General features: G+C 62.2%; 9 protein-coding genes. 5 read left to right on the top strand and 4 right to left on the bottom strand.

Features of this window, described 5'->3' with window-relative positions; all coding sequences use genetic code 11:
* Position 1: 1 nt before the first annotated feature.
* Entirely contained in the window at positions 2-1,045 is a 1,044-nt protein-coding gene (locus BLS51_RS28725) for a sensor histidine kinase (protein ID WP_090191470.1), read from the top strand.
* A complete protein-coding gene (locus BLS51_RS28720) occupies positions 1,042-1,740 on the top strand; it encodes a LytR/AlgR family response regulator transcription factor (protein ID WP_090191468.1) in 699 nt (232 codons plus the stop codon). Before BLS51_RS28725 ends, BLS51_RS28720 begins: the two co-directional genes overlap by 4 nt.
* A 6-nt stretch (positions 1,741-1,746) precedes the next feature.
* Here the strand turns inward: BLS51_RS28720 and BLS51_RS28715 are convergent, their stop codons facing one another.
* The 4 genes from BLS51_RS28715 to clpS all read right to left on the bottom strand — a co-directional run bounded on the left by BLS51_RS28715 (position 1,747) and on the right by clpS (position 10,347).
* Positions 1,747-4,191, bottom strand: a complete 2,445-nt coding sequence (locus BLS51_RS28715; protein ID WP_090191466.1) for an FtsX-like permease family protein — start codon at positions 4,189-4,191, stop codon at positions 1,747-1,749.
* 104 nt (positions 4,192-4,295) lie between these two features.
* Complete coding sequence (locus BLS51_RS28710; RefSeq protein ID WP_175472721.1) at positions 4,296-7,613, bottom strand: S41 family peptidase; 3,318 nt, start codon at positions 7,611-7,613, stop codon at positions 4,296-4,298.
* A 128-nt stretch (positions 7,614-7,741) separates the two neighbouring features.
* On the bottom strand, positions 7,742-10,048 hold the full coding sequence (gene clpA, locus BLS51_RS28705; protein WP_090191464.1) for an ATP-dependent Clp protease ATP-binding subunit ClpA: 2,307 nt from the start codon (positions 10,046-10,048) through the stop codon (positions 7,742-7,744).
* Entirely contained in the window at positions 10,045-10,347 is a 303-nt protein-coding gene (clpS, locus tag BLS51_RS28700; protein WP_090191571.1) for an ATP-dependent Clp protease adapter ClpS, read from the bottom strand. Before clpS ends, clpA begins: the two co-directional genes overlap by 4 nt.
* Before the next feature lie 323 nt (positions 10,348-10,670).
* Here clpS and BLS51_RS28695 point away from each other — a divergent pair, with 323 nt between their 5' ends.
* From BLS51_RS28695 to BLS51_RS28685, 3 genes are all read left to right on the top strand, one after another.
* A complete protein-coding gene (locus BLS51_RS28695) occupies positions 10,671-10,874 on the top strand; it encodes a transcription antiterminator/RNA stability regulator CspE (RefSeq protein WP_008446468.1) in 204 nt (67 codons plus the stop codon).
* A 187-nt stretch (positions 10,875-11,061) separates the two neighbouring features.
* The gene (gene rfbB, locus BLS51_RS28690) at positions 11,062-12,132 is read left to right on the top strand and encodes a dTDP-glucose 4,6-dehydratase (RefSeq protein ID WP_090191461.1); all 1,071 of its coding nucleotides are present in this window, start codon (positions 11,062-11,064) and stop codon (positions 12,130-12,132) included.
* The coding region (locus tag BLS51_RS28685) for a sugar nucleotidyltransferase (RefSeq protein ID WP_175472720.1) at positions 12,129-12,653 on the top strand (525 nt) is incomplete at its 3' end. The genes rfbB and BLS51_RS28685, both read left to right, overlap by 4 nt.

Here is a 12,653-nt window from a genome sequence, read left to right as displayed (position 1 = left end):
CATGCGCAATGACCGCCCCCTGCTCGCCCGGCTGAACTGGTTCTGGATGTTTCAGCTGGCCGGCTGGAGCACCCTGCCGCTGCTGATGTGGTTCATGCAGCCGATCGGCCAGCGCGATGCGCGCATGATGGCGATCGCCTGGTGGGGGGCGGCATTCGGGCTGCTGATTTCCGGCGTCTGGCGCCATCTGCTCAAACGCCGCATCAGCAGCGGTGAACGGATCGGCTGGGAAAAGATGGCGCTGGCGGTGCTGGTGCTCGGCGTCATCCACACTGCGGCGCAGACACTCGGCTATGCGGTGATACGGCCGATGGGCATCACGACCAAAGGGCTGTACTGGCTACCGGGCGCCCTGATGTACTGGTGGGGCGTGTACCTGGTATGGAATGTGTTCTATATGGCGGTGCAGTCGCTGCGCCGCGCGAATCACGCGGAAGCGCAGGCGCTGCGCCTGGAAGTCGCTGCCAAGGATGCCGAATTGCGCGCCTTGCAGGCGCAGGTCAATCCGCATTTTTTCTTCAATAGCATGAACAGCGTGCGCGCATTGATCTATGAAGACCCGGAGGCTGCTGCGCAAATGATCGACCAACTGGCCAGCGTGATGCGCTACGCGCTGCAATCGGGCCATCACGACACAGTGCCGCTGTCGGCGGAGATCGAGGCGGTGCAGGCTTACCTCGCCATCGAGAAGATCCGTTTTGAAGAGCGCATGCGTGTCAGCGTGGACATCGGCGCAGGACTGGAACAGGTGCGCATTCCGCCGATGGCCTTGCAAACACTGGTCGAGAACGCGGTCAAATATGGCGTCGAGGCCAGCGCCACGGGCAGCGAAATCCGCATCCACGCGCAACGCATGGACAATGGCGGTGTGCATATCGAGATTGCCAACATGGGAGTGATCGCGCCGTTCGCCAATTCCACCAAGGTGGGGCTGATGAATACCCGCAAGCGGCTGGCGCTGTCGCTGGGCGAGAATGCGCAGCTGGACTTATCTGAACACAGTGGCTGGGTACGCGCCACGCTGACCATAACGGAGGCCGCGTGACACGCGCGCTGCTGATCGATGACGAGCGCCTCGCGCGCGCCGAACTAAGACGCCTGCTGTCGGCGCATCCCGAAGTGGAAATCGTCGGCGAAGCCACCAATGCTGCCGACGGCGTGGCGCAGATCAACGCCCTCAAGCCAGACCTGGTGTTCCTGGATGTACAAATGCCGGGCGGCTCCGGCTTCGACATGCTGGCAGCGCTGGACGAAGCGCCCGAAGTGATCTTCACCACCGCCTTCGACCAGTATGCTTTACAGGCGTTTGAAGTGAATGCGCTGGATTACCTGCAAAAGCCGATCCAGGCGACGCGCATGGCGGCGGCGTTGCAGCGTTGCGCCGTACGTCAACATGCGGCGGCATCGGCGGCACCGAAAAAGCTGTTCATCAAGGATGGTGAACGATGCTGGTTCGTCCCCTTGCAGGACATCCGCCTGTTTGAATCCGATGGCAACTACACGCGGGTGTATTTCGGCGCGCAGCAGCCGCTGATGCTGCGCTCATTGAGCCAGCTGGAGGAGAAGCTCGATCCGCAGCACTTCTTCCGCGCCAGCCGCCGGCATATCATCAACCTGGATGCGGTGGAACGCATCGCCGCCAACGAGGCCGGAGGGCTGGATCTCACGCTGCACGGCGATAAGCAGGTCGAGGTCTCGCGCCGTCGCGCGGCCCAGTTCAAATCGCTGACCAGCCTGTAACGCCGGTCAGCTTCGCAAAGCGTCGGCAGGCGGCAGGCGCATGGCAAGCCAGGTGTGGCGGGCAATGGCCAGCAACGCGATCGACAAGGTCAGCGCCAACGCAAACAACAGGGTCCAGTAGCCTATCGGCGCATGCTCGACATAACTGGCCAGATAGCGGCTGATGGCGAGCGCCGCCACCGGCAGGCCAATCACACCGCCTGCCAGCATCAGCACCGCAGTCTCCCGCAACACCAGCAAGCCGATATCTCTGCCACGCGCGCCGTGCAGCTTGCGCAGCACAATTTCCCTGGCCCTGCGCTGCACCGTATTGGCAGACAGGACGTAGGTGCCGAAAGCGGCAATCACCAGCGCGATGCAGGTTGCCGCCGCTAGCAGGCGGGCCATGCGCGCATCTTCGGCATAGTGCAGCGCCAGCACATCGCCGGCGCGATAGATACGCGGTATCGCATCCGGATAGTAGCTGGGCCACAGCGTCTGCGCGGTGCGGACGATGTCGGCCGGCGCGGCGGCGGCATGCACGTTCAGCACCGTGCCGGCCGTACTGAGTTCGTAGGCGGTGGCAGTGGGCCGGTCGCGCAAGGAGCGGAAGCGCAGCTCTGGCGCAATGCCGACGATGCGCGCACCTCTGGGGACGTTGTCGAAGCCGGAGAAAGTCACCATCTGCCCCACGGCCTGCTCGGCGCTGGCGAAACCCAGCTCGCGCGCGGCCACCGCATTGACCACCAGCGCGGCCTTGTCGTCGTCCTTGTCCAGCGCGGACTGGAACAAGCGCCCCGCCGCCGGTGCGATGCCATACAACTCGAAGAAATTCGCGCTGACCGCTTTCATCTCCAGCGCCGCGTTGACGCCGCTGGGACTCTTGAAGGTGCGGGTCCAGATCCAGTCAAGGCGGCCGACCGGGTCTTCCGAAATCGCCACACCGGCCACGCCCGGTTGTGCCTGCAGGGCGGACAGGAAGCGCCGTGCCTTCTCGCTGTCCTTGACATGGTCTGGCAAATCGACGATCACCATGGCCGACGGATCGAAGCCGGGCGACGCATGGATGGCGTAATTGGTTTGCCACGCCACCGCGATGGTCACGCTGGCCAGGCCCATCGCCGTGCCAATCTGCACCACGGTGAGCGCCCGCCGCCAGCGCATGCTCGCACGCGATTCGGTATCGGGCCGCCCTGCCAGCGCCTGCGTCGGCGGCACGCGCAGCGCAATCCAGGCCGGGTAGACAGCCGTGCTGACACCCAGCAGCGCGCCGATGCCAAACGCCGCCACGATATTCTGCAGCGAGAACAAGGCATCCAGCTGGCGGTTGACCAGTTGCGAAAAGACCGGCAGCGCCAGCCACGCCAGCAGCAGTCCAAGCATGGTCGCCGCCAGCGCCACCAGCAGCGATTCGATCAGGAATTGCAGTACGATGCGCCGCATGCTGGCGCCCAGCACCTTGCGCATCGCCACTTCACGCTGGCGGCGCAGCACACGGACGGTGCTCAGGTTGACGTAGTTGATCGCGGCCAGCAGCAGGATCAGCCCCGCCAGCAAGCCCAGGCCGGCGACAACGCGCGGACTGGTGCGATCGCCCCTCAGCGAGATGAAGCTGTTCTGAACCTGCTCGTCGAAATAGGCGTCGCGCAGCGGCGTGATGGCCAGTTCGATCGGCCTGCGCTCTCCCAGCCGCTCGCGCACTTCGGGCGGAAACAGGTTCAGGCTCGGCGCGCCGTCGACCGCCTGCTGCAAGCGCGCGACGATATCCGGCACCGACGTGCCAGGCTTCAGCCGCAACAGCATCTTGGTCATCCAGCCATGTTCACCGGTCAGCATCTCGTGGCGGATATCCGGTTCCACGACGGCGCCATTGACGCCAAACAGGATTTCAAACGGGATGGTGGTATTCGCTGGCGACGCAGGCACCACCGCGCCAACCTGCATGGTATGCCCTTCCGCCACCATGGTCAGGCCGAGCGCATTGCGCGTGCCGAACAGCCGCAGCGCAGCGGTGTCGGTGATAACAAAACGGTCGGGGCGCTCCAGCGCTGAGACCAGGTCGCCCTGCTGCGCGCGCATGCCCAGCAGCGAGGGAAAACCCGGCAGCACCACCAGGCTATGCACAGTCAGCAGGTTGCGGCCGGCGCGCACGGTCAGCGGTGTGATCGCCGGCCGTGCGGAGATATAGCTGGTGGCGTCCACCACGCCGGGCATCTTCATCGCGATCTCGCGCAGGAACATCGGCGCCATGTCGAACAATGGCGACGTGCTTTCGACATTGAAGCGGTGCTTGACCACGTAGACCTGCTCCACCTGCGGCACGTGGCGGTCGTAGTCCAGCGAGTAGCGCACAAAGCCCAGCAACAGCAGGCACGCGGCCAAGCCAATGCCCAGCCCCAGCACCACCGCCAGCGTATACGCCGGTTCGTGGATCAGGGTACGCCAGCCGATGCGCAAATCTCGTAGCTTCATGTGTCAACTCCGTGTGAGGTCATGCCCTCAAACTGCAACAACCATGCCACGCGTTTTTCAGCACCGGCAAGCGCCGAAGTGATCGAAAGTGAACGCTGCGCTGTTCAATTCCGGACATTCAGGCCGGGAATCACCTGCGGATTGTACGGCTTGACCGGCTGCTGCTTCAGCTTCTTGTCCAGCAGCTCCAGCGCCACTTCCAGCTGGCGATCCTGGCCCTGGTAGGTGGCGTGCGGCGGATTGTCGACCACCACGTCCGGCGACACGCCCACGCCTTCAATCAGCCACTGGCCATCCTCGGTGTTGAACTGCCCCATCTCCGCCACGCGCGCCATGCCGTTGTCGCTGAGGCGATTGTTATCGCTCAGCCAGACGCCGGCGCCGGCGGTGCGCTTGCCGACCAGCGGCGCCAGACCCAGCGACTTGATGCCGGCGGCGAAAGTCTCGCCATCCGAGTAAGTGTATTCATCCACCAGCACCACCAGGTGGCCACGGAAGGTGTTCTGCATGTTCGGCGACGGCGCCACACCAGGTGGCGCCCAGAAGGCCCAGGCCTTGCGCAGCAGCTTCTCGATAATCCAGCTGTCGATATTGCCGCCGTTATTGCGGCGCACGTCGATGATCAGCCCTTCGCGGTTGACGTTGGCGTAGAAGTCGCGGGCGAACGAGGCGATGTCGTTCGCTCCCATGGCGCGCAGGTGCAGGTAGCCGATGCGGCCTTTCGACGCGGCGTCCACCTGGCGTGCACGCGATTGTTCCCAGTCGCTGTAGCGCAGCGTGAATTGCTTGCCCATGTTGACCGGCAGGACGATCACCGAGCGCATCTCGTTCTTGCGTTTCACTTGCAGCAGCACCTGCTTGTCGGCCTGGTTCAGCAGCAGGTCAGCGATGTCGCGCGCTTCCAGCACCGGCTTGCCGTTGACAGCGGTGATGATGTCGCCCTCTTTCACATCCACACCGGCCTGCGCCAGCGGGCCGCGTTGCGACGGCAGCTCCGGTTCGCTGGCGTAGATATGGTCGACGCGGTAGCCGTCGGCGGTACGCGACAGCAGCGCGCCCAGGCCGGCCGGCGTGCCTTCCGGCGCCGAACGGCGGACATCGCCGGGACGGATCTGCGAGTGCAGCGCGCCCACTTCGCTGATCATCATGCCCAGCACATCATCCAGCTCCGCGCGGTCGGTCACGCGGTCAACCAGCGGCGCGTACTTGGCGCGCACCACCGGCCAGTCGGCGCCGCGCATCTTCACGTCATACAAAAAGTCGCGGTGCATACGCCAGGCGTCGTTGAACATCTGCTTCCATTCCAGGCGCGGATTGGAAGTGAAGGTCCAGTCGTCGACTTTCACCTTGGCCTTGCTGACGTCCGATGGCGCCTTGGCGCCTGCTTCCACCACCAGCATGTCGCCCACCGGGCCGGTCGCGGTGCGGTAGTAGACGCGCTTCTTGTCAGCCGACAGGTCAAACTCGCGCACGCCAGCCGCAAACACTTCCGGCTTCGGCTCGTTGCTGGCGATGGCCAGTGTTTTCAGCGCGGCCTTGCCATCTGCGCCGTCGGCGTCGATGAAGTACAGGCGCTTGTCGTCGATTTGCAGGCCACGGTAATTACCCGGCGCCAGCGGCACTTCGTACAGGCGATCCGCCAGGCCGGCGTAGACGATGGCCGGCAGCGATTTGCCGGCTGGTTTGGGCGCGGCCTTGGCGACAGCTTTTTCGGCCGCCTTCTCGGCAGCCTGCTCGGTCGCGCCTTCGGCCGGCTTGTCGCCCGGCTTGCTCAGCTCATCGTCCGGCTTGAACGGGAAGCGATTATCCGGTTGCAGCGCCAGCACGTAGATGCCGGTGCGCTTGTCGAACACCGGCCCCATATTGCGGTCGCCCCACGGCGAGCCATTGGCCAGGTTGAAGTTACGCGCCGACAGGAAGTACAGCCATTTACCATCAGGCGAAAAAACTGGCGAGCGCGAGGTGTAACGGTCGCTGGTGACGAAGTTCAGCTGCCTGGCGTCCAGGTTGTACAGGCCGATCTGGTTGCGCTGCTCGGTACTGCCGGCGCGCACCAGCGCCAGGTTCTTGCTGTCCGGTGACCACAGGATTTCATCATACTTGCCGAGGCCGACCTTGCCGGCATCGTCGATGATGGTATTGGTCTTGCTGGCCAGGTCCAGTAGCCAGAAGCGGCCCTTCTTGTCGGTGTGGCCCAGCCAGCGGCCGTCCGGCGACGGATACAGCTGCCAGCGGTGGCTGCTGCCGTCCTTGGTCAGCTGCTCTCCCTTGCCCGAGCCATCAGCGGCAAATTTCCAGATTTCGTTTTCGCCGGTGCTGTCGACAATCGCGTAGATGGCCTTGTCGTCATGGCTGAACACCGCCTCGCGCGCCCGCGCGCCTTCCGGAATGGCGATTTCGACGCGGCGCTGGGCGCCGGTGCCGGCGACGCTGACGCGGCCGCGCGCGGTCAATACGATGCGCTCGAACTTGCCCGCGACCTGCACATTGGTCAGACTCTCCAGCGGCGAACGGATCTGGCGCGAGCGCTGCTGGTCGAAGTCCGACACCAGGTCGATGGCCAGCTTTTCATCCTTGCCGGCGCTGAGATCCAGTACATGCACATCGGCGCCCAGCTGGTAGGCGATGCGGCCGTCGCCCATGCTGGCGTTGCGCACGTCCCAGGCGGCGTGATTGGTCAGCTGGCGCGGATCGCTGCCGTCTGCGCCCATGCTCCACAGGTTATCCGAACCGCCACGGTCGCTGATGAAATAGACGCGGCCCTGCCACCACATCGGGCGCTTGTTGTTGCCGGTGTCGGCGGCCAGCAGTTGCACCGCCTCGCCCTTGCCGTCCACCTCGTAGCGCCACAGCTGCGCGTAGGCGCCGCCGCGATACAGCTTGACGTTGTCGTTGGTCAGCGCCAGGCCGTTGCGGGTGAAGTACAGCGTCTTGCCGGCGTCGTCGAGTACCGCGTCGTTGGCGTCGGCCAGCGGGAAGATCCGGCGTTGCAGGTCGTCCGGCCTGACGGCGGCAATGACAAAGCTGCGGCCCGGACCGGTACCTCCCGCCATGCTTACCAGCACTTCGCCTTGCGCGCTCCAGCCCAGCACCGAGACCGCGCCGTTTTCAAAGGTGATGCGCTTCGGCAGGCCGCCCGCCAGCGGCATCACATAGGCTTCCTGCGCGCCTTCGTAGGAGGCCGAGAAAGCCACCCAGCGGCCGTCGCGCGAGATGGCGGCGTTGGTTTCGGCAGAGGGATGGGTGGTCAGGCGCTGGGCCTGGCCGCCTTGGGCGCCGGTGCGCCACAGGTCGCCCTCAGCGGTAAACACGACGGCATCGCCACGGATGGCGGGATAGCGATAGTAAGCATCGGCGGCGGAGGCGCTGGACAGCAGGCCGGCGGACATCAACATCAGGGCAAGCGAACGGGACAGGTTCATGGACAGTGTCGGAAAGTTGTCGAATGGATCGACAATTCTGGCACAGCTTGCGTCCGACGGGGAATTTTCTCACCACACGTCGGCTCTGACCCCGATGTAAAAAAAGCCCGCTTGCGCGGGCTTTGGGCTTATTCGACTTCGACGGTTTCCGGTGGGGGCGCCGGCGCCGCGTCTGGCGGTTCCGGGAACTCCAGCTTGACGCCATCCTTGTCGTCCAGGTCGACCGTGACCTTGCCGCCGGTGACCAGGCGGCCAAACAGCAGCTCGTCGGCCAGCGCCTTGCGGATCAAGTCCTGGATCAGACGCGACATCGGACGCGCGCCCATCAGCGGATCGAAACCTTTCTTGCCGAGGAACTTGCGCAGCTTCTCGGTGAAGATCGCTTCGACTTTCTTCTCGTGCAGCTGCTCTTCCAGCTGCATCAGGAACTTGTCGACCACGCGCAGGATGATTTCCTCATCCAGCGCACGGAAGCTGATGATCGAATCCAGGCGGTTGCGGAACTCCGGCGTGAACATGCGCTTGATGTCGCCCATTTCGTCGCCAGCCTGCTTGGTGGTGGTGAAACCGATCGACGACTTCTGCAGCGACTCGGCGCCCGCGTTGGTGGTCATGATGATGATCACGTTGCGGAAGTCGGCCTTGCGTCCGTTGTTGTCGGTCAGCGTGCCATGGTCCATCACCTGCAGCAGGATGTTGAAGATGTCCGGATGGGCTTTCTCGATCTCATCCAGCAGCAGCACCGTGTGCGGCTTCTTGGTGATGGCTTCGGTCAGCAGGCCGCCCTGGTCGAAACCAACATAGCCCGGCGGCGCACCGATCAGGCGCGACACGGCATGACGCTCCATGTACTCCGACATGTCGAAGCGTATCAGGTCCACGCCCAGGATGAAGGCCAGCTGTTTCGCCACCTCGGTCTTGCCGACGCCGGTAGGACCGGAGAACAGGAAGGAGCCGATCGGCTTGTCGGTCTTGCCCAGGCCGGCACGCGCCATCTTGATCGCCGACGCCAACGCTTCGATCGCCGGATCCTGGCCGAACACCACGTTGCGCAGGTCGCGGTCGATGGTCTGCAGCTTGCTGCGGTCGTCCTGGTTGACGGTCTGTGGCGGGATGCGCGCGATCTTGGAGATGATGTCCTCGATCTCGGTCTTGCCGATGGTTTTCTTCTGCTTCGACTTCGGCAGGATGCGTTGCGCCGCACCAGCCTCGTCGATGACGTCGATCGCCTTGTCCGGCAGGTGACGGTCGTTGATGAAGCGCGCCGCCAGTTCCGCCGCAGTCGACAGCGCCGACGACGAGTACTTGACGCCGTGGTGCTCTTCGAAGCGCGACTTCAGGCCACGCAGGATCTGCACCGTCTGCTCGACGGTCGGCTCGTTGACGTCGACTTTCTGGAAGCGGCGGCTCAGCGCGTGATCCTTCTCGAACACGCCACGGAATTCCGTGTAGGTGGTCGCGCCGACGCACTTCAGCTGGCCATTGGCCAGGGCCGGCTTCAGCAGGTTGGACGCGTCCAGCGTGCCGCCCGAGGCCGAACCGGCGCCGATGATGGTGTGGATCTCGTCGATGAACAGGATGCCGTTCGGATTGTCCTTCAATTGCTTGAGGACCGCCTTCAGGCGCTGCTCGAAGTCGCCGCGATACTTGGTGCCGGCCAGCAGCGCGCCCATGTCCAGCGAATACACGACGGCATTCGACAGGATTTCGGGCACATCGCCTTGTGTGATGCGGTAGGCCAGGCCTTCGGCGATGGCGGTCTTGCCGACGCCTGCTTCGCCCACCAGCAGCGGGTTGTTTTTACGGCGGCGGCACAGGATCTGGATCACACGATCCACTTCCTCTTCACGGCCGATCAGCGGATCGATCTTGCCGTCGGCGGCCGACTTGTTGAGGTTCTGGGTGAACTGGTCGAGCGGGCTTTCCTTGCTCTGGCCTTCGCCGGCCGGTGCGCCCTCTTCCACGCCTTCCGACGCTTTCGCGGTGTCGGACTGCTGGTCCTTGCGCACACCGTGCGAGATGAAATTCACCACGTCGAGGCGGGTCACACCCTGCTGGTGCAGGTAGTACACCGCGTGCGAATCTTTTTCACCGAAGATGGCCACCAGCACATTCGCGCCAGTCACTTCCTTCTTGCCGTTGGAAGCCGACTGGACGTGCATGATGGCGCGCTGGATCACGCGCTGGAAGCCTAGCGTCGGCTGGGTATCGACCTCGCCCGTGCCTGGCACGGTCGGGGTGTTGTCACCAATAAAATTGGTGAGCGTTTTGCGCAGATCTTCAATGTTGACGGCACATGCACGCAACACTTCGGCAGCCGAAGGGTTGTCCAGCAAGGCCAGCAGCAAGTGCTCCACCGTGATGAATTCGTGGCGCGCCTGTCGGGCTTCGACAAACGCCATATGCAAACTTACTTCCAATTCCTGCGCAATCATACTTCCTCCATCACGCATTGCAGGGGATGCCCCGCCTTGCGCGCATGCGTTAAAACAAACTCCACTTTGGTACAGGCTATATCTTTAGAGAACACTCCACACACTCCTTTGCCGTAGCGGTGAACACTGAGCATTATCTGCGTGGCTGTTTCACGGTCTTTATTGAAATACTCCTGAATGACCGCTACCACGAATTCCATCGGTGTGTAGTCGTCATTAAGCAACGCCACCTGGTACAGGGGTGGCGGCTTCAGCGTTTGCCGCTCCAAGAGGGTTTCATTGTCATGCTTGGTTGCCATACGCTTATATTCTAATGCTTTCGAGGTTGATGCAATGTGCATTTCGCTGCACATATCCAATTGTTTTCCATCTTACGCGCTTTCTTAACTTGCCGCAGATGGCGACCCGTTCCGCAAAATCAAGAGTTGCATAAACACCTAGCGTTGGAAAGTAGCAAAATGCATACAAATCTGCTTGACTTTCAAATTTGGTCCGCTAACAATGCGTTTATCGGCTGCGTGCAGAAATGTACATGTTGATAAGAAGTGGGCGTGAGGAGAGGGGCAAGAAGCTTCTTGCTTTTATGGCTCGTGTGATAGGTTTAATTTAGAAAGTTCTTTTTATGGCAACTGGTACTGTTAAGTGGTTCAATGATTCCAAAGGTTTTGGCTTCATCACTCCAGATGACGGCGGCGAAGATTTGTTCGCTCACTTCTCCGCAATCAACATGAACGGTTTTAAGACCCTCAAAGAAGGTCAAAAAGTTCAGTTCGAAGTCACGCAAGGCCCTAAAGGCAAGCAAGCTTCCAACATCCAGTCGGCTTAATTGCCCGTCTGCACGATGTAAAAAACCTCGCGCCGCGAGGTTTTTTTTCGTTCCCACGCCTCAGTCTTTGTTGCAAAATTGCTGCGCCCAGACGCGTTGCGCACGACTGATTTTTTTGTGCAGTGCAAGATAGTTTTGACGTAAAATCACACTTACAACTAATTCAACTTTGATGCGGGAATGACAAATGATTTTTGTGACCGGTGGTGCAGGCTTCATAGGCTCGAATTTTGTCCTCGACTGGCTGGCGCAGTCGGACGAGCCAGTTCTTAATTACGACAAGCTGACGTATGCCGGCAACCTCAACAACCTGGCAACACTGAAGCAGGATGCGCGCCACACCTTTGTGCGCGGCGATATCTGCGAGCAGGCCCAAGTGCTGGCGTTGTTCCAGCAACACAAACCACGCGCTGTGGTCCACTTCGCGGCCGAAAGCCACGTCGATCGTTCGATCCTCGGACCTGGCGAGTTCATCAATACTAATATTAACGGCACCTTCAGTCTGTTAGAAGCCGCACGCGCCTACTGGTCGGCGCTGCCGGACGATGAGAAGTCCGCTTTCCGCTTCCTGCACGTGTCCACCGACGAGGTGTACGGCACACTGGGACCGGATGACGCGCCCTTCACCGAGACCACCGCGTTTGCGCCAAACAGTCCTTACTCGGCGTCGAAAGCGGCATCGGACCACCTGGTGCGCTCGTACTTCCACACCTATGGCCTGCCGGTGCTGACCACCAACTGCTCGAACAACTACGGCCCGTACCACTTCCCTGAGAAGCTGATCCCGCTGATCATCGCCAACGCGCAAGCCGGCAAGCCGCTGCCGATCTACGGCGACGGCCAGCAGGTGCGCGACTGGCTGTACGTCACCGACCACGCCTCCGCGATCCGCCGCGTGCTGGAAGCCGGCCGCCTGGGCGAAACCTACAACGTCGGCGGCTGGAACGAGATGGCCAACCTGGATGTCGTCCACACGCTGTGCGACATGCTGGACAAGCTGAAACCGAAAGCCGAAGGCAGCTACCGTGATCAGATCACCTTCGTCAAGGACCGTCCAGGCCACGACCGCCGCTACGCCATCGACGCGCGCAAGCTGGAGCGCGAACTGGGCTGGAAGCCTGCCGAAACCTTCCAGACCGGCATCGCCAAGACTGTGCAGTGGTATCTGGACAACCAGGCATGGGTGGCCGACGTGCAGTCGGGCAGCTACGCCAAGTGGGTGGAAACCAATTACTTTAACCGTGAAGGCCAGCAATGAGCACCTCCATCCAACGCAAAGGCATTATCCTGGCCGGCGGCTCCGGCACCCGTCTGTACCCGGTGACGATGAGCGTCTCCAAGCAACTGCTGCCGATCTACGACAAGCCGATGATTTACCATCCGCTGACCGTGCTGATGCTGGCCGGCATCCGCGAAGTGCTGATTATCTCGACGCCGCAAGACACGCCGCGCTTCAAGGACCTGCTGGGCGATGGCAGCCAATGGGGCATCAGCATCAGCTACGCGGTGCAGCCATCGCCGGACGGCCTGGCGCAAGCCTTCATCATCGGCAAGGAGTTTGTCGGCGACGCGCCGTCGGCGCTGATCCTCGGCGATAACATCTATTACGGTAACGACCTTGACGCGCTGCTGCGCAGCGCCACCGAGCGCACCAGTGGCGCCACCGTGTTTGCCTATCACGTGCACGATCCCGAGCGTTACGGCGTGGTCGAATTCAACGAGCAGCGCACCGCCGTATCGATCGAGGAAAAGCCAAAGCAGCCAAAATCGAACTACGCC

Origin of the sequence: Duganella sp. OV510 (genome assembly GCF_900100205.1) — a bacterium.
In the GTDB taxonomy this organism is placed as follows: Bacteria; Pseudomonadota; Gammaproteobacteria; order Burkholderiales; family Burkholderiaceae_D; genus Rugamonas.
Note: the sequence above shows the minus strand (reverse complement) of the source record. Positions and strands in the feature narration are given on the sequence as shown.

Bases quoted from the DNA above. Each gene is read 5' to 3' on its own strand.
- BLS51_RS28725 (WP_090191470.1), top strand. From the start codon at position 2: ATGCGCAATGACCGCCCCCTGCTCGCCCGGCTGAACTGGTTCTGGATG.
- BLS51_RS28715 (WP_090191466.1), bottom strand. From the start codon at position 4,191: ATGAAGCTACGAGATTTGCGCATCGGCTGGCGTACCCTGATCCACGAA.
- BLS51_RS28710 (WP_175472721.1), bottom strand. From the start codon at position 7,613: ATGAACCTGTCCCGTTCGCTTGCCCTGATGTTGATGTCCGCCGGCCTG.
- clpA (WP_090191464.1), bottom strand. From the start codon at position 10,048: ATGATTGCGCAGGAATTGGAAGTAAGTTTGCATATGGCGTTTGTCGAA.
- clpS (WP_090191571.1), bottom strand. From the start codon at position 10,347: ATGGCAACCAAGCATGACAATGAAACCCTCTTGGAGCGGCAAACGCTG.
- BLS51_RS28695 (WP_008446468.1), top strand. From the start codon at position 10,671: ATGGCAACTGGTACTGTTAAGTGGTTCAATGATTCCAAAGGTTTTGGC.
- rfbB (WP_090191461.1), top strand. From the start codon at position 11,062: ATGATTTTTGTGACCGGTGGTGCAGGCTTCATAGGCTCGAATTTTGTC.